The 19,065-nt window shown below is 70.8% G+C and carries 12 protein-coding genes and 4 pseudogenes; 12 read left to right on the top strand and 4 right to left on the bottom strand.

Annotation, left to right across the window (positions count from 1 at the left end):
* The first annotated feature begins 108 nt into the window (after positions 1-108).
* The 4 genes from ACHMXE_RS13870 to ACHMXE_RS13855 all read left to right on the top strand — a co-directional run bounded on the left by ACHMXE_RS13870 (position 109) and on the right by ACHMXE_RS13855 (position 4,488).
* A complete protein-coding gene (locus ACHMXE_RS13870; protein ID WP_395349779.1) occupies positions 109-1,635 on the top strand; it encodes an FGGY family carbohydrate kinase in 1,527 nt (508 codons plus the stop codon).
* Complete coding sequence (locus tag ACHMXE_RS13865; RefSeq protein WP_209542941.1) at positions 1,632-3,389, top strand: glycerol-3-phosphate dehydrogenase/oxidase; 1,758 nt, start codon at positions 1,632-1,634, stop codon at positions 3,387-3,389. Before ACHMXE_RS13870 ends, ACHMXE_RS13865 begins: the two co-directional genes overlap by 4 nt.
* Entirely contained in the window at positions 3,386-4,141 is a 756-nt protein-coding gene (locus ACHMXE_RS13860) for a GntR family transcriptional regulator (RefSeq protein ID WP_203203169.1), read from the top strand. Before ACHMXE_RS13865 ends, ACHMXE_RS13860 begins: the two co-directional genes overlap by 4 nt.
* A gap of 89 nt (positions 4,142-4,230) precedes the next feature.
* On the top strand, positions 4,231-4,488 hold the full coding sequence (locus tag ACHMXE_RS13855; RefSeq protein ID WP_057592544.1) for an acyl-CoA-binding protein: 258 nt from the start codon (positions 4,231-4,233) through the stop codon (positions 4,486-4,488).
* Between the two features lie 92 nt (positions 4,489-4,580).
* On the opposite strand, the gene ACHMXE_RS13850 is transcribed toward ACHMXE_RS13855, so the two are convergent.
* A complete protein-coding gene (locus ACHMXE_RS13850; RefSeq protein WP_395349777.1) occupies positions 4,581-5,828 on the bottom strand; it encodes a CaiB/BaiF CoA transferase family protein in 1,248 nt (415 codons plus the stop codon).
* Between the two features lie 334 nt (positions 5,829-6,162).
* Here ACHMXE_RS13850 and ACHMXE_RS13845 point away from each other — a divergent pair, with 334 nt between their 5' ends.
* The 7 genes and pseudogenes from ACHMXE_RS13845 to ACHMXE_RS13815 all read left to right on the top strand — a co-directional run bounded on the left by ACHMXE_RS13845 (position 6,163) and on the right by ACHMXE_RS13815 (position 14,308).
* The gene (locus ACHMXE_RS13845; protein ID WP_395349776.1) at positions 6,163-7,062 is read left to right on the top strand and encodes a helix-turn-helix domain-containing protein; all 900 of its coding nucleotides are present in this window, start codon (positions 6,163-6,165) and stop codon (positions 7,060-7,062) included.
* 111 nt (positions 7,063-7,173) lie between these two features.
* Positions 7,174-8,094 carry an ABC transporter substrate-binding protein gene (locus tag ACHMXE_RS13840; RefSeq protein WP_395349775.1) on the top strand — a complete coding sequence of 307 codons (921 nt, stop codon included), beginning with the start codon at positions 7,174-7,176 and terminating at the stop codon, positions 8,092-8,094.
* Between the two features lie 43 nt (positions 8,095-8,137).
* Positions 8,138-9,638, top strand: a pseudogene (locus ACHMXE_RS13835) (sugar ABC transporter ATP-binding protein).
* Positions 9,635-10,615 (top strand): ABC transporter permease, encoded by a 981-nt coding sequence (locus tag ACHMXE_RS13830; RefSeq protein ID WP_395349774.1) that lies wholly within the window; start codon positions 9,635-9,637, stop codon positions 10,613-10,615. The pseudogene ACHMXE_RS13835 and the gene ACHMXE_RS13830 overlap by 4 nt, the downstream one beginning before the upstream one ends.
* Positions 10,616-10,746: 131 nt before the next feature.
* On the top strand, positions 10,747-11,883 hold the full coding sequence (locus ACHMXE_RS13825) for an alcohol dehydrogenase catalytic domain-containing protein (protein ID WP_395349773.1): 1,137 nt from the start codon (positions 10,747-10,749) through the stop codon (positions 11,881-11,883).
* Positions 11,802-13,407: pseudogene (locus ACHMXE_RS13820) on the top strand (FGGY-family carbohydrate kinase). The gene ACHMXE_RS13825 and the pseudogene ACHMXE_RS13820 overlap by 82 nt, the downstream one beginning before the upstream one ends.
* Positions 13,408-13,570: 163 nt before the next feature.
* Positions 13,571-14,308, top strand: coding sequence for an SDR family oxidoreductase (locus ACHMXE_RS13815; RefSeq protein ID WP_395349772.1), 738 nt, complete (start codon positions 13,571-13,573; stop codon positions 14,306-14,308).
* A gap of 12 nt (positions 14,309-14,320) precedes the next feature.
* Here ACHMXE_RS13815 and ACHMXE_RS13810 read toward each other — a convergent pair whose 3' ends face one another.
* The 3 genes and pseudogenes from ACHMXE_RS13810 to ACHMXE_RS13800 form a co-directional block, all read right to left on the bottom strand.
* Positions 14,321-14,635 (bottom strand): polyhydroxyalkanoic acid system family protein, encoded by a 315-nt coding sequence (locus tag ACHMXE_RS13810; RefSeq protein WP_203203177.1) that lies wholly within the window; start codon positions 14,633-14,635, stop codon positions 14,321-14,323.
* The gene (locus tag ACHMXE_RS13805; protein ID WP_395349771.1) at positions 14,628-15,758 is read right to left on the bottom strand and encodes an aminopeptidase; all 1,131 of its coding nucleotides are present in this window, start codon (positions 15,756-15,758) and stop codon (positions 14,628-14,630) included. Before ACHMXE_RS13805 ends, ACHMXE_RS13810 begins: the two co-directional genes overlap by 8 nt.
* A pseudogene (locus ACHMXE_RS13800) lies at positions 15,755-17,841 on the bottom strand (molybdopterin-dependent oxidoreductase). The gene ACHMXE_RS13805 and the pseudogene ACHMXE_RS13800 overlap by 4 nt, the downstream one beginning before the upstream one ends.
* Before the next feature lie 81 nt (positions 17,842-17,922).
* Between ACHMXE_RS13800 and ACHMXE_RS13795 the strand changes: the two are divergent.
* Positions 17,923-19,051: pseudogene (locus ACHMXE_RS13795) on the top strand (ABC transporter substrate-binding protein).
* Positions 19,052-19,065 lie beyond the last annotated feature (14 nt).

Below are 19,065 nucleotides of genomic sequence, written 5' to 3'. Positions count from 1 at the left end.
GTCATGCTTGTTGTCATGACAGGTCAGAATGTATGCGGCTCGTTTTGGCTGGAATACTAGGGGAAACGCTACTGCGATCTGAACCAAATTGCCCGAAGCTGTTATGACATGACGACGAACATCTACCTGGGTATAGACATGGGGTCGAGCAGCCTGAAGGCGCTCGCGCTCGATGCCGACAGCGGCCGCACGATGGCGCTGGCGCGCGCCGCGCTACCGCACGACCGGCGCCCCGGCGGCGGCTGCGAGGTGGCCGAGGCGGCGATCCATGCGGCGCTGGGCCGCGTGCTCGGCGCCATCGCGGGCCAGCTCGGCCCGCTGGCCGCCGCGGTGCGCGCCATCGGCTGCACCGGCCACGGCGCCGGCCTCTATGCGCTCGATGGCGCGGGCCGCCTGGTCGGCGGCAGCGCGGTCGCCTCCACCGACCAGCGCGCCACCGCGCGTGCACTGAAGCTTGCGCGCAGCCACGGCGCGGCGCTGTTCGACGACGTGGGCTGCGGGCCCTGGCCCGGGCAGCCGACGCTGATCGCGGCCGAGCTGTTCGGCCACGACGCGGTGCAGCGCGGCGAACTGCAGCGCCTGCTGTTCGCGAAGGACTACCTGGGCTTTCTCCTGACCGGCGAGACCGCCACCGACCTCAGCGATGCGAGCACCGCCGGGCTGGTGACCCTGGCCAGCGGCCGCTGGTCGCAGCAGGCCTTCGACGCCGCGGGCCTGTCGGACCTGTCGCCGCGCATGCTCGGGCGCATCGTGCCCAGCGGCGAGGTGTACGGCCGGCTGCTGCCGGCGCAGGCCGCGGCCTGCGGCCTGCCCGCGGGCGTGCCGGTGGCCATGGGCGCGATCGACCTGCTGGCCTCGATGACCGCGATCCGCGCCGAGGCGCGCGGCCATGCGGTGGCGGTGTTCGGCACCTGGAGCGTGAACGCGGCGATCGGAGCGGCCACGCCCGCGGGCACGCCCAAGCCGCCGGTGGCCGGGGTGGTGAACTTCGGGCCGACAGACCGCCGGCTCTACATGGAGAACAGCCCCTCGTCGATGGCCAACATCGCCTGGGCCGCCGAGGCGCTGGGCTTCGGCAGCGAGCAGGCCGTGATCGATGCCGCCATGGGCTCGCCGCTGGGCGCGCATGGCGTGCGCTTCCTGCCCTTCGTCAACGGCGGCAGCGCGCCGCCGGGCGCGAGCGCAGGCTTCGTCGGCCTGCGCAGCCACCATGGCCGCGCCGACATGGCGCGCGCGGTGGTCGACGCGGTGGTGGCGCTGCATGCGCGCCACCTGGGACGGCTCGCGGCCCACGGCCTGCTGCCCGAAGCGCTCACCATGCTCGGCGGCGGCGCGCGCGATGCGCGGCTGGCACGGCTGCTGGCCGGTTTCCTCGGCCGGCCGGTCGCGCGCTGCGGCGACGACGAGACCGGCGCGCGCGGCGCGGCGCTCTATGCCGCCATCTCGCAGGGCCTCGACCTCGACGCGCCCGCCAACGCCCACCTGCTCGCGCCCTGCGAGACCCTCGCGCCCGAAGCGGGCGACATCCCGGCCTGCGCCGATTTCCTGGCCGGCTTCGATGCGCTGCTCGACAGCCTCGCACCGGCCTTCACCCTGACCACCGGCACCACCCGCATGCCGGATTCCGCACGATGAGCGCCTGGCAACTGCCCTTCACCCGTCCCGCCTCGCTCGCCGGACGCCATTTCTCCACCGTCATCGTCGGCGCCGGCATCAACGGCGTGGGCGTGTTCCGCGACCTCTCGCTGCAGCGCGTGGATTGCCTGATCGTCGACAAGGGCGACTTCGGCGCCGGCGCCAGCAGCGCGCCCTCACGCATGATCCACGGCGGCCTGCGCTACCTCGAGAACGGCAGCTTCTCGCTGGTGGCCGAGGCCACGCGCGAGCGCAACCTGCTGCTGCGCAACGCGCCGCACCTGGTGAAGCCGCTGAAGACCGTGGTGCCGCTCGCGAGCCTGTTCGGCGGCATGCTCGGCAGCGCGCTGCGCTTCCTCGGCCGGCCGGCCTCGCCGCGCACGCGCGGCCTGCTCGCGGTGGCGCTGGGGCTGCGCCTGTACGACCTGCTGGGCCGGCGCCAGCGCGTGATGCCGGGCCACCGCATCGACCGCGTGCCGCCGCGCGACCGCCAGCTGTTCCGCGCGGCGATCCGCTGGACCGCCACCTTCTTCGACGCCTGGATCAGCCATCCCGAATGGCTGATCCTCGAGCTGATCGCCGATGCCTGCCGCGACCAGCCGCGCTCCACCGCGGTGAACCACTGCCGCGTGATGGGCTGCGCCGGCAACATCCTCACCCTGCGCGACGAGATCACGGGCGAGCTGGTGCGCGTGACGGCCGACACGGTGGTCAACGCCAGCGGCGCCTGGCTCGACCGCAGCACCGCGGTGCTCGGCGGCAGCGGCCCGCGCGTGATGGGCACCAAGGGCTCGCACCTGGTGCTCGACCATCCCGCGCTGCGCGATGCGCTCGACGGCCGCATGGCCTACTTCGAGGCGATGGACGGGCGCGTGTGCATCGTCTATCCCTTCCTCGACCGCGTGCTGGTCGGCTCGACCGACATCCCGGTGGAAGACCCCGACCAGATCGCCACCGAGCCCGAGGAGGTCGACTACCTGCTCGAGGTGCTGCGCGAGGTGTTCCCGAACCTCGCCTTCGACCCGGCCGACGTGGTCTACACCTATGTCGGCGTGCGGCCGCTGGCGCGCTCCGATGCCGACAAGCCGGGCCAGATCTCGCGCGACCACTCGGTGGCCATCGATCCGCCGAACGCCACGCGCGACATCCCGATCGTCTGCCTGGTGGGCGGCAAGTGGACCACCTTCCGCGCGCTGGCCGAGGAGGCCACCGACGCGGTGCTGCGCCACCTCGGCCGCGCGCGCACCGCCTCCACCGACATGCTGCCGATCGGCGGCGGTGCCGAGTTCCCGGCCGACGCGGCCGCCACCGAGCGGCTGCTCGAGCGCCTGATGGCCACCGGCGCGAACCGCCGCCGCGCCCAGGCGCTGTTCGCGCGCTACGGCGCCAAGGCGCTGCCGCTGGCGCAGCGGCTCGCGGCCTCGGGCGACGTGCCGTTGCTGCATGCGCCCGACTACTCGGTGGCCGAGATCGGCTACCTGTGCCTCGAGACCGGCGTGATCCACCTGTCGGACCTGGTGGTGCGCCGCACCCTGCTGGCGATCCGCGGCCAGGTCACCGATGCCGCGCTGGCCGAGATCGCCGGCATCGCGGCCGAGGCCCTGGGCTGGGACGCGCAGCGCCAGCGCGAGGAGCTCCATGCCTGTGCCACCGCGCTGCGCGAACGCCACGGCGTGCGCCTGCAGACCACCGCCCCGGCAACGGACTCCGCTTTGGATGCATCATTGATGGCCTCCAAGCCCATCCTCACGTGAACAGCCCGACCTTGACCGCGCCCGCCCTCGACCGGAATTCCGAATCGCCCCTGTGGGCCCAGTTCCGTGACCTGCTCCGCCGGCAGATCCTCCAGGGCGAACTGCCGATCGGCGCCAAGCTGCCGTCCGAGGCCGAGCTCGGCGACCAGTACGGCATCTCGCGCATCGTGGTGCGCGAGGCGCTGGCCGATCTGGTGCGCAACGGCCTCATCTACAAGATCAAGGGCCGCGGCGCCTTCGTCGCATCGCGCGAGCGCGACGATGATTTCGTTTCCACCGTGCTGGGCTTCTCCGACGAGATGGAGCGCAAGGGCCGCTCGGTGCGCACCCAGATCCTGACCCAGGAGCTGCGCCTGCCCACCGCGCTGGAGGCCGGCGCGCTCGGCCTGACCGAGGACACGCAGGTGGTCGCGCTCAAGCGCCTGCGCAGCGTGGACGGCGAGCTGCGCCTCTTGGTCGAGACCGTGGTGCCGGCCGACATGGCGCCGGGCCTGCACCGCATCCGGCTCGAGGACCGCTCGCTCTACGACGTGCTGCGCCGCCAGTACGGCCTGCGCCCGGTGCGCGCCGAGCGCTGGATCGATGCGGTGCTGCCCGACGCCCAGACCTGCGAGCTGCTGAACCTGTCCGCGCCCGAGCCGCTGCTGCGCATCGAGTCGATCGCCTACGGGCTCAACGGCCGGCCGCTCGAGCACTACCTTGCGCTGCACCGTTCCAAGTCGAGCCGGCTGCACGTGCAGACCACGACCTGAGTCCCCTCACGCGGCGCGGGCTCGAACGAGGGTGACTGTCGGGTCAGTAAGATGACCGATTCTTTCCACCCACTTCCGCCCCCCCCGCCATGTCCGACCTCGACGAACGCTTCCAGACCGCCCAGGCCAATTCCAAGCTGCTGGCCGAGCGCCCCGACAACCCCACGCTGCTGAAGATCTACGGCCTGTTCAAGCAGGCGACCGAGGGCGACAACACGGCCAAGAAGCCCAGCTTCAGCGACATCGTCGCGCGCGCCAAGTGGGACGCTTGGACCTCGCGCAAGGGCCTGAGCGGCGACGAGGCGAAGGAACAGTACATCGCGCTGATCGAGTCGCTGCGCGGCTGAGCGCCCAACAACCGTTCAGGCTGAGCCTGCCCCGCGCGGCGCTTCGACAAGCTCAGCGTGAACGGTTCTTTATCGTGCCTCCCTGAGTCGAATCACCCCGCCCCGCCGATGATCCCGCGCTCGCGCAGCGCCGCGATCTGGCCGGCGGTCAATCCGATCTCCTCGAGCACCGCGTCGGTGTCCGCGCCCAGCGCGGGCGCGTTGAGCCGGTGCGCGGCCGGCGTGCGCGAGAGCTTGGGCACGAAGCCCGGCACCGACAGCTCGCTGCCGTCGTCCATGCGCAGCCGCTGCAGCATGCCGCGCGCCGCGTAGTGCGGGTCGGCCGCGATGTCGGCGATGGTGTAGATGCGCCCGGCCGGCACGTGCGCGGCATCGAGCGCGGCCAGCACCTCGTCGACGGTGCGGCTGGCGGTCCAGTCGCCGATGGCGGCATCGAGCACTTCCACCCGAGCCACGCGGCCGGCGTTGTTCGCCAGCGCGGGATCGGCCGCGAGATCGGGCCGGCCGATGCAGCCCATGAGCCGGCGGAAGATGCTGTCGCCGTTGCCCGCGACGATGGCATAGCCGCCGTCGGCGCAGCGGTAGGCATTGGTCGGTGCGATGCCCGGCAGCGCGCTGCCCGCGGCCTCGCGCACCGCGCCGAAGGCGCCGTACTCGGGCAGCAGGCTCTCCATGCAGTTGAAGACGGCCTCGTAGAGCGCCACGTCGACCACCTGGCCCAGCCCCTTTGGATGCTCGGCGCTCACGGTCGCGTGGCGGTGCTGCAGCGCCATCAGCACGCCGACCACGCCATGCAGCGAGGCCAGTGTGTCGCCGATCGACACGCCCACGCGCACCGGCACCCGGCCCGGCTCGCCCGTGAGGTGGCGCAGGCCGCCCATGGCCTCGGCCACCACGCCGAAGCCCGGCCGGTCGCGGTAGGGCCCGGTCTGGCCATAGCCGCTGATGCGCAGCATCACGAGCGCGGGATTGGCGGCGAGCAGCGCGTCGGGCCCCAGGCCCCAGCCTTCCATCGCGCCGGGGCGGAAGTTCTCGATCAGCACGTCGGCCTCGGCCGCGAGCTGGCGCACGATGGCCTGCGCCTCGGCCTCGCGCAGGTCGAGCGCCAGCGAGCGCTTGTTGCGCGACTGCACCTGCCACCAGACCGAGGTGCCGTCCTTCATCAGCCGCCAGCTGCGCAGCGGATCGCCCGCGCCGGGCGGCTCGATCTTGACCACCTCGGCGCCGAAGTCGGCCAGCGTGCGGGCCGCGAAGGGGCCGGCGATCAATTGGCCGAGCTCGATGACCTTGAGGCCGGCGAGCGGGCCGGCAGCGGGAGAGGAAGCGGAGGATGTCGTCATGGCCTGCGAGTGTGCCGCGTGCCGTCGCGCGGGTTCCGGGCGGCGTCGGGGCGGGAAAACACCTATGAATTCTTGACGCTGGCACGGCGCCGCCACGCCCGCTCTTCCGCAGCGCAGCAATATCGATCGGCGGCGGCCGCTTCCCTCGGGGAGAAAGCCCTTTGCTGCGCCGCAGCGCGGCCCGCGAAGCACGCCGCGCGGCCCGCATCCGGCATCAAAAAAGTATCGATTCGGGCCGCCATCTCTGGTTGTTGGCATCGGGAGCGGTTCGTACAGTCCGCCCCACGCTGTCACGCACCCCCAACCGAACACTGCCCGAGGAACAACGAGCGCCATGCAACCCGATCTGGAAATCGTCGAAGTCCGCGGTGACGAATCCTTCGCCTGCTGGGCCCACGGCTACCCCTACCGCACCGTGCGCTGGCACTTCCATCCGGAGTACGAGATCCAGCTCATCGTCGAGACCCAGGGCGTGTACTTCGTGGGCGACCACGTCGGCCACTTCGAGCCCGGCAACCTCGTGATGATGGGCCCCGACCTGCCGCACAACTGGATCAGCGACGTGCCCGCGGGCCAAAGCGTGGAGCGGCGCGGCATCGTGATCCAGTTCCCGGCCGGCCTGGTTCGCAACATGGCCGCGAGCTTCCCCGAGTTCGCGCGCATCGCGCCGCTGATCGCCGAGTCGGGCGCGGGCCTGCTGTTCTCGGCCGAGACCGCGGCGGCCGCCAAGCCGCTGATGGAGGCGCTGCTCGAGGCGCGCGGGCTGCGCCGCGTGATCCTGCTGCTGTCGCTGCTCGAGCTGCTGGCCGCGAGCCAGGACCGCCAGCGGCTCGCGAGCCCGGCCTTCAAGCCCGACCCCAAGGCCTTCATGTCGCACGCCATCAACAACGTGCTGGCCCACATCGCCGCCAACCTCGGCGACGAGCTGCGCGAACCGATGCTGGCCGAACTCGTGGGCCAGAGCCCGAGCGCCTTTTCGCGCGCCTTCCGCAAGCACACCGGCCAGTCCTTCGTGCGCTACGTGAACCGGCTGCGCATCAGCCGCGCCTGCGAGCTGCTGACCACCAGCGAGAAGCCGGTGCTCGACGTCTGCATGGACGTGGGCTTCAACAACGTGTCGAACTTCAACCGGCAGTTCCTGCTGCACAAGCGCATGCCGCCGACCAAGTTCCGCAACTTCCACCGCATGCAGGCGGCGCAGGCCGCGCACCTGCGCGGCGCCAGCCCGCCGTAGGCGACCCTTCCCCGTTTCCCGCATCGCCATCGGCGCGGGCCCGTTCGGGCACCGCGCGGGGCGAAGCCTTGCCCGCGTCGTTTCAACCGTCATCACCCAAGGAGACCAGCCATGAAGAAGAACATCCTCGCCACCGCCACCCTCGCCGCGCTGCTGTGCGCCGCCGCCGCCGCGCAGGCCCAGGCACCGAAGCAGCCGCTGCGCATCGGCATGAGCTTCCAGGAGCTCAACAACCCCTACTTCGTGACCATGAAGCAGGCGCTCGAGGAAGCGGCCGCGAGCATCGGCGCCAGCGTGGTCGCGACCGACGCGCGCCACGACGTGGCCAAACAGATCGGCGACGTGGAGGACATGATCCAGAAGAAGGTCGACATCCTGCTGCTGAATCCAACCGACTCCACCGGCGTGCAGTCGGCGGTGCGCTCGGCCAAGAAGGCCGGGCTGGTGGTGGTGGCGGTCGATGCCAACGCGCAGGGCCCGGTCGACTCCTTCGTCGGCTCGAAGAACACCGACGCGGGCCGGCTGGCCTGCGAGTACCTGGCCAAGGCCATCGGCGAGAAGGGCGACGTGGCGATCCTCGACGGCATTCCGGTGGTGCCGATCCTCGAGCGCGTGAAGGGCTGCCGCGAGGCGCTCGCGAAGTACCCGGGCATCAAGGTGGTGAGCACGCAGAACGGCAAGCAGGAGCGCGCCACCGCGCTCACCGTGACCGAGAACATCCTGCAGGCCAACAAGGACCTCAAGGGCGTGTTCAGCGTCAACGACGGCGGCTCGATGGGCGCGCTCGCGGCCATCGAGGCCAGCGGCAAGGACGTGAAGCTCACCAGCGTCGACGGCGCGCCCGAGGCCATCAAGGCGATGCAGAAGCCGGGCTCGAAGTTCATCGCCACCACCGCGCAGTACCCGCGCGACCAGATCCGCCTGGCCATCGGCATCGCGCTCGCGAGGAAGTGGGGCGCCAACGTGCCGGCGGCGGTGCCGGTCGACGTGAAGCTGATCGACGCCGAAGGCGCGAAGAGCTTCAGCTGGTAAGCGCGGGCGGACCCTGGCCGTGACCATGAACGACACCGCCGAGATGCTGCGGCTGGAGGGCGTCTCGAAGCGCTTTCCCGGCGTGCAGGCGCTCTCGGGCATCGACCTCTCGATCCGCAAGGGAGAGGTGCATGCGCTGCTCGGCGAGAACGGCGCGGGCAAGTCGACGCTGATGAAGATCCTCTGCGGCATCCACCAGGCCGACGAGGGCCGCATCTACATCGACGGCAGCGAGCGCCGCTTCCCGGGCTACGCCGACGCCATCGCGGCGGGCGTGGGGATCATCTTCCAGGAATTCAGCCTGATCCCGCACCTGGACGCGGCCGAGAACATCTTCCTGGGCCGCTATCCCACGCGGCGCTTCGGCCTGATCGACCGGGCCGCGATGCGGCGCGCGGCGCGGCAGCTGTTCGACGAGCTCGGCGTGCGCATCGACCTGCGCGTGCCGGTGTGCCGGCTCTCGGTTGCGCAGCAGCAGTTCGTGGAGATCGGCAAGGCGCTGTCGCTGAAGGCGCGCCTGCTGGTGCTCGACGAGCCGACCGCCACGCTGACGCCGAACGAGGCGGACCACCTGTTCCGCATCATGCGTTCGCTGCGCGAGCGCGGCGTGGCGATGATCTTCATCTCGCACCACCTCGACGAGATCTTCGAGGTCTGCGACCGCATCAGCGTGCTGCGCGACGGCGCCAACGCGGGCCATGCGGAGGTCGGCGCGACCGACATCGACGCGCTGGTCGAGATGATGGTGGGCCGGCGCATCGAACAGAGCTTTCCGCCCGAAGCCGCAGCCGGCACCGCATGCGGCCGGCGCGCGCAAGCTGCTCGAGGTGCCCGCGATCCAGCTCGCGAAGGGCGGGCCGGTCAACGCCTTCGAACTGCATGCGGGCGAGATCCTCGGCTTCGCGGGCCTGGTCGGCTCGGGCCGCACCGAGCTCGCGCTCGGCATGATGGGCGCCGACCGCGCGCACCGCAAGACGGTGCTGCGCAACGGCACGCCCGTGCGGCTCGACGATCCCACGCAGGCGCTGGCACACGGCATCGGTCTCTTGCCCGAGAGCCGCAAGGTGCAGGGGCTGATCACCGACTTCACGATCCGCTTCAACATCACGCTCAATAACCTGGGCCGGCACCGTCGCGCGGGCCTGGTGCGCGAGGGCGCCGAGAAGCGCGAGGCCGCCGAGCTCGCGCGCCGCGTGGGCGTGAAGGCGCCCGACCTCGAGACGCGCGTGGCCACGCTCTCGGGCGGCAACCAGCAGAAGGTGGTGATCGCGCGCTGGCTCGGCCACGACTGCGAAGTGCTGATCTTCGACGAGCCCACGCGCGGCATCGACGTCGGCGCCAAGGCCGAGATCTACGCCCTGATGCGCGAGCTCACGCGCCAGGGCAAGGCGGTGCTGATGATCTCGAGCGAGCTGCCCGAGATCGTCGGCATGTGCGACCGCGTCGCGGTGTTCTCGGGCGGGTCCATCGTGGCCACGCTCGAGGGCGACTCCATCCACTCCGGCGACATCATGCGCCACGCAACCACAGGGGGTTCGCCATGAACGCCACCGCCAGCCATCCCGCGCCGCCCGCTCCCGCCGGCGGATTCCTCACCGAGCTGCGCCGCTCCACGGCCTTCCTGCCGCTGGTCGGGCTGATCGCGATCTCGGTCTTCATGATCGTCGCGACCGACAACTTCCTGTCCTGGGGCAACCTGCAGAACATCGCGCTGCAGTCCTCGATCAACGCCATCATCGCGGTCGGCATGACCGCGGCCATCCTCACCGGCGGCATCGACCTTTCGGTGGGCGCGGTGGTGGCACTGTCGGGCACCTTGGCCTCGGGGCTGATGGTGCAGTTCGGGCTGCCGCCGCTGCTCGCGGTGCCGCTGGGCCTGGCCGTGGGCGCGGTCATCGGCCTGTTCAACGGGTACTGCGTGGCCTACCTGCGCATGCCGCCGATCATCGTGACGCTGGCCACCATGGGCATCGCGCGCGGCATCGCGCTGATCTACACCGGCGGCTACCCGATCGACGGCCTGCCCGAGTCCTTCGCCTTCCTCGGCGGCGGCACGCTGGCGGGCATCAAGGTGCCGATCCTGCTCATGCTCGCCACCTACCTCGCGGCCTACGTGCTGCTGAACATGGCGCCCTTCGGCCGCTACGTCTACGCCATCGGCGGCAACGAGGAAGCCACGCGGCTGTCGGGCGTGCCGGTGGCGCGCTACAAGCTGCTGGTGTATGCGCTCAGCGGCTTCACGGCCGCCATCGCCGGCATCGTGCAGGCCTCGCGCGTGACCAGCGGCCAGCCCGGCGTGGGCGTGGGCTTCGAGCTCGACGCCATCGCCGCCGTGGTGATGGGCGGCACCTCGATCGCCGGCGGCCGCGGCGCGATCGTCGGCACCCTCGTCGGCGCGCTGCTGCTGGGCGTGCTCAACAACGGGCTCAACATGATCGGCGTGTCGCCGTACCTGCAACTGATCATCAAGGGCGGCATCGTGCTGCTGGCGATCTTCATCAGCCGCGAAGCAAAAAAATGAGCTCGCCCCCAGGCTTCGCGCACTTCGTGTCGCTTCTCCCACCCCCTACCGGGGGCAACACCAGCGGCCCGGCAAAGCCGGTTCCGCGGTGTTCCGCGAAAGAACCGCAATCCTTCTGACCAGAAAGAACCATGAGCTACCAGAAACTCCAGCCCGGTACGTCGGGCGCCATCTCGCAACTCGCTTCCATGCAGGCCGTCGTCTGCCACGGCCCCAAGGACTACCGCCTCGAGACCGTCGAGGTGCCCGCCATCGGTGCCAACGAACTGCTGATCTCGATCGCGGCCTGCGGCATCTGCGCCTCCGACTGCAAGTGCCATTCGGGCGCGAAGATGTTCTGGGGCGGCGACGGCCAGCCCTCGTGGGTCAAGGCGCCGGTGATCCCGGGCCACGAGTTCTTCGGCTACGTCGAGGCGCTCGGCGAAGGCGCGGCCGAGCACTTCGGCGTCAGCAAGGGCGACCGCGTGATCGCCGAGCAGATCGTGCCCTGCGGCAAGTGCCGCTTCTGTACCTCGGGCAAGTACTGGATGTGCGAGGTGCACAACATCTTCGGCTTCCAGCGCATCGTGGCCGACGGCGGCATGGCCGACTACATGCGGCTGCCGCCGACCGCGCGCGTGCACAGGATCCCCGATGGCATCGCGCTCGAGGACGCGGCCATCATCGAGCCGCTGTCGTGCGCGATCCATACCGTGAACCGCGGCGACATCCAGCTCGACGACGTGGTGGTGATCGCGGGCGCCGGCCCGCTCGGCCTGATGATGACGCAGGTGGCGGCGCTCAAGACGCCCAGGCAGCTGATCGTGATCGACCTCGTGCCCGAGCGCCTCGCGCTGGCAAAGCAGTACGGCGCCGACGTCGTGATCAACCCGAAGACCGAGAACGCCGACGCCATCGTCAAGGGCCTGACGGAAGGCTATGGCTGCGACGTCTACATCGAAACCACGGGCGCGCCGATCGGCGTGACGCAGGGCCTGGAGATGATCCGCAAGCTCGGCCGCTTCGTCGAGTTCAGCGTCTTCGGCGCGGAGACCAGCGCCGACTGGTCGATCATCGGCGACCGCAAGGAGCTCGACGTGCGCGGCGCCCACCTCGGCCCCTACTGCTACCCGATCGCCATCGACCTGCTGGCACGCGGGCTCGTGACCTCGAAGGGCATCGTCACGCACGACTTCCCGCTGACCGAATGGGAACGCGCCTTCGCGCTCGCCAACTCGCTCGACTCGATCAAGGTGCTGCTCAAGCCGCAGCCGCGGACCGCGCCATGAAGTACGTGATCGGCGTCGACATCGGCACGCAGAGCACCAAGTGCCTGCTGGTCGGCGTCGACGGGCGCGTGCGCGCGCAGGCCGGCGTGGCCTACCAGCCCGAGACGCCGAAGCCGCTGTGGGCGCAGCAGGACTGTGCCGTGTGGTTCGACGCCGTGTGCGAGAGCGTGCGCGCCTGCGTCGCGAAGAGCGGCGTCGCGCCCGCCGACATCGCCGCGATGTGCGTGAGCAGCCTCTATGGCGGCGCCGGCATCCCGGTCGACGAGGCCATGCAGCCGCTGCATCCCTGCCTGATCTGGATGGACCGGCGCGCCACCGCGCAGGTCGATGCGGTGAACGCGACCGTCGACGTCGAGAAGCTGCAGGCGATCACGGGCAACGGCGTGGACAGCTACTACGGCTACACCAAGATGCTGTGGATCCGCGAGCACCGGCCCGAGGTGTGGAACAGGACGCGCTGGTTCCTGCCGCCCAACAGCTACGTCAACTGGCGCCTGACCGGCGAGCTCGCGGTCGACCACAGCTCGGCCGGCAACATCGGCGGCGTGTACGACGCGGCGCGGCGCGGCTGGTCCCACGAGGCGCTCGGCATGCTGGGCATTCCGGCGCGCATGATGCCGCCGCGGCTGGTCGAATCGAGCGACGTGGTCGGCGGCCTGAAGGCCGAATGGGCCGCGAAGCTCGGCCTCGCCGAAGGCATGCCCCTGATGGGCGGCGGCGTGGATGCCGCGGTGGCCACCTTCTGCGCGGGCGTGACCGGCAGCGGCGACCATGTCGCGATGATCGGCACCAGCATGTGCTGGGGCTTCGTGAGCCCGGGCGCGGATGCGCGCCACCGGCTCATCGGCATGCCGCACGTGTACCGAGGCGCGGACCGCAGCTACGTGTTCGGCGGCGCCATCGCCGCGGGCGCGGCCGTCACCTGGTTTCGCGACACCTTCTGCCAGGCCGAACTGGCCGAGGCCGCGCGCACCGGCGAGGACGCGCATGCGCTGATCGAGCGCCAGGCCGTCGACGTGCCGCCCGGCGCGCAGGGCCTGGTGTTCCTGCCCTACCTGATGGGCGAGCGCAGCCCGATCTGGGATGCGCAGGCCAAGGGCGCCTTCATCGGCCTCTCGCTCGCGCACGGCCGCGCCCACCTCTACCGCGCCGTGCTCGAGGGCGTGAGCTTCGCGCTGCAGCACAACATCGAGGCCGGGCGCCAAAAGCGGCCAGCCGCTGGACCCGCGCCTGATCGTGGTCGGCGGCGCGGCCCATTCCGACCTCTGGATGCAGATCGTGGCCGACATCACCGGCTATCCCGTGTTCACCATCGAGGAGGAAGTCGAGGCTGCCCTCGGCGCGGCGATGCTCGCGGCGCTCGGCGCGGGCCTGGTCGATGCAGCGACGGCCGAGCGAGGCTGGGTCACGCTGGTGGAACGCGCAAGGCCCGAGCCCCAGGCGCAGGCCGTCTACCGCGAGCGCTTCGAGATCTACAAGTCGCTCTACCCGGCATTGCGCGACGCAATGCACCGCCTCCAATGAGCGCACGACCCCAGCACCGGCCGCACGACCATCACGCCTCTCGTGCACAGGGCAGTGGGTGCTTCCCGCAGCGAAATCAAGGAGGAGGCCGAAGGCCGGGGGACATTCGCGGAGGGAAGTACCCGCTGTCCTGTGCACGCCCCCCGAACAAGAGCCACCCGACATGACCCTCACCTTCGATTTCAGCAACCGCAAAGCCCTGGTCACCGGTGCCAGCAGCGGCATCGGCCACGCCGTGGCCACGCAGCTCGCGCGCTCGGGCGCCGCCGTGACGGCCGTGGGCCGCAACGCCGAGGCGCTTCAGAAACTGGCAGCGCAGACAGGCTGCACACCGCAAGTGCTCGACGTGGCCGACCCGCAAGCCCTCGACCAGGCATTCGCCGAGCTCCCCGCCTTCGACCTCGTGGTGAACTGCGCCGGCATCGCGCTGCTCGAACCGGCGCTCGAACTGAAGGCGCAGAGCTTCGATGCCGTCATGGCCGTCAATGCGCGTGCCGCCGCGCTGGTCGCCGCGCGCTGCGGCAAGGCGATGGCCGCAGCCGGCGTGCGCGGCAGCATCGTCAATGTCTCGAGCCAGGCCGCGCTGGTCGCGCTCGACGACCACCTCTGCTATTGCGCCTCCAAGGCCGCGCTCGACGCGATCACGCGCTCGCTGTGCCTCGAGCTCGGGCCGCACGGCATCCGCGTCAACAGCGTCAATCCCACCGTCACCCTCACGCCCATGGCCGAGCAGGCCTGGGCCGATCCGGCCAAGAGCGCGGCCGCCATCGCGGGCATCCCGCTCGGGCGTTTCGCGCGCGTGGAGGAAGTGGTCGCGCCGATCCTCTTCCTGCTGAGCGAGGGCGCGTCGATGATCAGCGGCGCATCGCTGCCCGTGGACGGCGGCTACACCATCGCCTGAAACGGCGGCGCTTCAGGCGAAGCGGTTGCCGCCCTCGGCCGGCCCCAGCAACGCATCGAGGTTGCGGCTGATCTTCTGCTCGATCATTTCGCTGAAGCTGCTGAAGAGGAAGCCGAGCGTCGCGTCGAAGGTGAAGGTCTGGGCCGTCACCTCGACCGTGCCGTCGATGCCGGCGCGCGTGAAGGTCGCCACGTCGCGTTCCTCGCCCTCGGTGTAGACGCAGTCGAGCCCGAACTCCTGCTCGGCCTGCCGCACCCACTTGCGTGCCACCTGGCGTGCGCGGGCGATGCCCAGGGTGTGTTGGCGTTCGATATGGATGTCAGGCACCGTCGTGTTCTCCGTTGTTGTCGTGGCCGCGGCCGCGCCGCGTCTGCTGGATGCCGCTGGCCGTGGCGAGCGCCTGGCGGCGCTCCTCCATGGTCGGCAGTCTGCCGATGCGGCGGACCTCAGTGTAAAAGCGCGGCCAGTTCCTGCCCTCGCGTTCGAACAGCGCCTCGAAACTCGGCACCAGGTCGTCGTAGGCGCCCTGCGCGCCGAAGGCCGCGTTGTTGGCGCGCGCCACCCAGCCGTCGTAGGCATGCTGGCGCGGGCCGGTCCAGCCCTCGCGCAGCGCCGCGTAGCGGGCGCGGAAGTCGTTCATCGCGGCCTGTTTCATCGCGGCCACGGCCTTCCAGTCCTGGGCCTTGGCCTCGGGCGATTCGTAGACCCGCGTGAGCGCGCGCCGGGTGTCGAGCGCGAGCGCGCGGAACTGCTGGCGCTGCGCGTCGAACTGCGCGTACTCGCGGCGCGCCGGCTCGCCGGCCTCGCGCTGCAGCCACAGCGCGCCGCCGATGCGCTCGACCGCCGTCGCATAGGACTCGTTGAACACCGTGTCGCCCGCCACGTAGAGCACCTGGTGCGCGAGCTCGTGGAACACCAGCCGCGCGAGCTCGCCCTCGGGGTAGCCGATGAAGGTCGACAGCAGCGGGTCGCCGCCGGCCCAGTTCATCCAGCCCAGCGTGGAGTAGGCGGGCACCGGGTAGACCGAGACCTCGAGGTCCTGCCGCTGCTGCGCCTCGGCCTCGGCCTTGGCCGCGTCCTCGCTGTAGTAGCCGCGATAGCCCACGCAGCCCGCGACGGGGAAACACCAGCTCTTGAGCGTGAGCGAATACGGCGGCGCGGCCACCACGTTCCACACCGCGGCCGCGCGGTGCAGGTCGGCGTAGGCGGTGTAGCTGGGGTTGTCGGGCAGGCCCAGCTCGGCGCTCGCGAAGCGGCGGATGCGCTGCGTGAGCTCGAGCTTGGCCTTGAGCGCCGCCGGCACCGCCGGGTCGGCCAGCCACTCGGGCACCGGTTTGGCCGCGCGCATGATGCCGATGTGGCCGCTGGCCGACTGCCAGTAGTAGCGCAGGTCGGCGCAGCCGCCGAGCAGCAGCGCACCGGCCAGCACCGCGACCGAGGCGGCCTTCACGCCGTCGCCGCCTGCGTGCCGGCCACGCGCTCGACCTCGACCAGGCAGTCGTAGAAGGTGGGCCCGCGGCCGATGTCGGTCAGGCGCTGGCTCGTGAGCTGGTTGACGTTGGTGCCGTCCATGCCGAGCTTGCGCCACCAGATGCCCATGCCGTTGACCACGCCGGGGCGCGCGCGGCGCGAGACCTCGGCGCGGCAGCGGTGCTCGCCGCGGCCGTTGAACACGCGCACCAGCGCGCCGTCCTCGATGCCGCGCACGGCGGCGTCGTCGGCGTGGATCTCGAGCAGCGGCTCGACCTCGATCGCGCGCAGGCTGGTCACGTTGACGAAGGTCGAGTTGAGGAAGTTGCGCGCCGGCGGCGAGATCATCGCGAGCGGGAATTCGGTGGAACTGCCCGCCGGCTCCCAGTTGGGCACGTGGTCGGGCAGGCCGTCCATGCCCATGGCCGCCAGGCGCGCGCTGTGGAACTCGCAGCGGCCCGAGGGCGTGGGGAAGCGGCCCTCTGCGAACGGCGCCTCGGCCAGCTTCACGCTGGTGAAGCCCTGCGCCAGCAGCTGCGCGAAGTCGATGCTCCCCTCGGCGAAGGCGGTGCGGCACAGCGACTCGTCGCTCTCGGCGAAGCAGGGCTCGTCGAAGCCCATCCGGCGCGCGAGCTCGCGAAACACCCCAGGCATTGCTGCGCGCCTCGCCGCGCGGCGCCACGGCCGGGCGGTTCAGCAGCACGTCGGTGTGGCCGTAGCTGCAGTGGATGTCCCAGTGCTCGAGCTGCGTGGTGGCCGGCAGCAGGTAGTCGGCGTAGTCGGCGGTGTCGGTGCGGAACTGCTCGAGCACCACGGTGAACAGGTCCTCGCGCGCGAAGCCTGCCGCCACCTTGGCCGATTCGGGCGCCACCGCCACCGGGTTGCTGTTGTAGACCACGATCGCCTGGATCGGCTTCGCGGTGTCGAGCAGCGCGTCGCCGATGGTGCTCATGTTGATGGTGCGCGGCCGGCGGCCCGCCAGCAGGTCGGGCCGCTGCAGCGCGGCGCGGTCGACCGGGTAGTGGCCCGAGCTGCTCGAAGAGCAGCCCGCCCGCGCGGTCGCGCCAGGCGCCCACCAGCGCCGGCAGGCAGGCGACCGCGCGCGCCGCGTTGCCGCCGCCGCGCACGCGCTGCATGCCGTAGTTCAGGCGGATCGCGGCCGGCTTGGTGGTGCCATAGGCCCGGGCCAGCGCCACGATCTGTTCCTCGGGCACGCCGCACACGCGTGCCGCGCGCGCGGGCGGCCATTGCAGCGCGCGCTCGCGCAACTGCTCCCAGCCCAGCGTGTGCTGGGCGATGTAGTCGTGGTCGAGCCAGTCGTGCACGATCAGCTCGTGCATCAGCGCCAATGCCAGCGCGGCGTCGGTGCCCGGCAGCAGCGCGATGTGCTCGTCGCACTTGTCGGCGGTCTCGGTGCGGCGCGGGTCGATGCACACCAGCCGCGCGCCGGCGCGCCGGGCCGCCTGGGCATGGCGCCAGAAATGCAGGTTGCTCGCGATCGAGTTGCTGCCCCAGATCAGGATCAGCTTCGCCTCGGCGAAGAACTCGATGCGCATGCCGACCTTGCCGCCCAGCGTGTGGACCATGGCCTCGCCGCCGGCCATCGAGCAGATGGTGCGGTCGAGCAGGCTGGCGCCGAGCTTGTGGAAGAAGCGCCGGTCCATCGACTCGCCCTGCACCAGGCCCATGGTTCCCGCATAGCTGTAGGGGAGAATGCTCTCGGGATCGGCCTGCAATGACCGAAGATGCGCGGCGATATCGTCGAGCGCGGCCTCCCAGCTCACCGGCTCGAAGCGGCCGCTGCCCTTGGGGCCGACGCGTTTGAGCGGCTGAACCAACCGTTCGGCATGGTCGTTGCGTTCGATGTAGCGGGACACCTTGGTGCACAGCACGCCACCCGTGTGCGAATGGGCCGGATTCCCCTGCAGCTTGACCGCCACCCCGTCCTTGACGGTGGTGACGAGCGCGCAGGTGTCGGGGCAATCGTGGGGGCAGGCGCCGAGCACCGTGGCGGTGTCGGCGGGCGGGGATTCGTGGGGGGTGTCGTTCGAGGCGAGGGCCATCGGGCGAGTCTAAAGTTTTTAAGGTTTTCCAGGCATGCGCGGGGTCCGTCGCATGACGTATGGCAGGAGGGGGTTTTCGCAATGATCCATCGCAGGCATTTCTCGATCGCGGCCGGTGCCGCCGCGCTCGGCGGTTTCGCCGCCGTCGCCCGGGCCCAGGGCGACGGCCCGATCGTGCTCGGCCAGTCGGCGCCGTTCACCGGCCCGGCGGCGCAGCTGGGCATCCAGTTCCACCAGGGCGCGAAGGTGTTCCTCGACGCCTACAACGCCCAATCGGGCCGCCGCGCGGTGCAGATCAAGACGCTCGACGACGGCTACGAGCCCGATCGCTGCGCGGCCAACACGCAGAAGCTGATCGACGAGGACGTGTTCGCGCTGTTCGGCTACATCGGCACGCCCACCAGCCTGGCGGCGCTGCCGCTGGCGGTGAAGGACAAGGTGCCGTTCGTGGCGCCCTTCACCGGCGCGATGGCGCTGCGCGAGCCCTTCCACAAGAACGTGTTCCACCTGCGCGCCTCGTACAACGACGAGACCGCGCTGATGGTCAGGCAGCTCACCCACCTGGGCCTGAAGAAGATTGCGGTGTTCCACCAGAACGACGCCTATGGCAAGGCCGGCCTCGACGGCGTGACGCTGGCGCTCGCCGAGCAGCAGCTCAAGCCGATCGCGCAGGCCACGGTGGAAACGCAATTCGGTCGAGGTGGCGCCAGCTGTGAAGACGCTGCTGGCCGCGCGGCCCGACGCGGTGGTCCAGGTCGGCGCCTACAAGGCCTGCGCGGCCTTCATCCGCGAGGCGCGCAAGGCCGGCTTCGGCGGCACCTTCTTCAACCTCTCGTTCGTCGGCACCCAGGCGCTGTCGGACGAGCTCGGCAAGGAGGCCGCGGGCGTGCTCGTGACCCAGGTCGTGCCCTCGCCCTACAGCCAGGCCAACGCGATCGCGCGCGAGTTCACCGAGGCGGTGCGCAAGGCCGGCAACGGCGCCAGCGCCAATTTCTCGAGCCTCGAGGGCTATCTCGCGGCCAAGCTGCTGGTCGAGGGCCTGCGCAAGGCGCCCGGCAAGCTGTCGCGCGAGGGACTGATCACCGGCCTCGAGAGCATCGACCGGCTGCAGCTCGGCGGCTTCGAGGTCTCGTTCTCGGCGAAGAACCACGTGGGCTCGAAGTTCGTCGAGCTCTCGATGCTCACGGGCGACGGCAAGGTGCGGACCTGAAGCGGGCCGCGCGG

The organism is Variovorax sp. UC122_21, from assembly GCF_044056785.1.
In the GTDB taxonomy this organism is placed as follows: domain Bacteria; phylum Pseudomonadota; class Gammaproteobacteria; order Burkholderiales; family Burkholderiaceae_C; genus Variovorax.
This window is presented reverse-complemented; position numbering and strand designations above follow the sequence as displayed.

Coding starts and splice junctions, on each gene's coding strand:
- ACHMXE_RS13870 (WP_395349779.1), top strand. CDS start 109: ATGACGACGAACATCTACCTGGGTATAGACATGGGGTCGAGCAGCCTG.
- ACHMXE_RS13825 (WP_395349773.1), top strand. CDS start 10,747: ATGAGCTACCAGAAACTCCAGCCCGGTACGTCGGGCGCCATCTCGCAA.
- ACHMXE_RS13815 (WP_395349772.1), top strand. CDS start 13,571: ATGACCCTCACCTTCGATTTCAGCAACCGCAAAGCCCTGGTCACCGGT.
- ACHMXE_RS13855 (WP_057592544.1), top strand. CDS start 4,231: ATGTCCGACCTCGACGAACGCTTCCAGACCGCCCAGGCCAATTCCAAG.
- ACHMXE_RS13850 (WP_395349777.1), bottom strand. CDS start 5,828: ATGACGACATCCTCCGCTTCCTCTCCCGCTGCCGGCCCGCTCGCCGGC.
- ACHMXE_RS13845 (WP_395349776.1), top strand. CDS start 6,163: ATGCAACCCGATCTGGAAATCGTCGAAGTCCGCGGTGACGAATCCTTC.
- ACHMXE_RS13840 (WP_395349775.1), top strand. CDS start 7,174: ATGAAGAAGAACATCCTCGCCACCGCCACCCTCGCCGCGCTGCTGTGC.
- ACHMXE_RS13830 (WP_395349774.1), top strand. CDS start 9,635: ATGAACGCCACCGCCAGCCATCCCGCGCCGCCCGCTCCCGCCGGCGGA.
- ACHMXE_RS13865 (WP_209542941.1), top strand. CDS start 1,632: ATGAGCGCCTGGCAACTGCCCTTCACCCGTCCCGCCTCGCTCGCCGGA.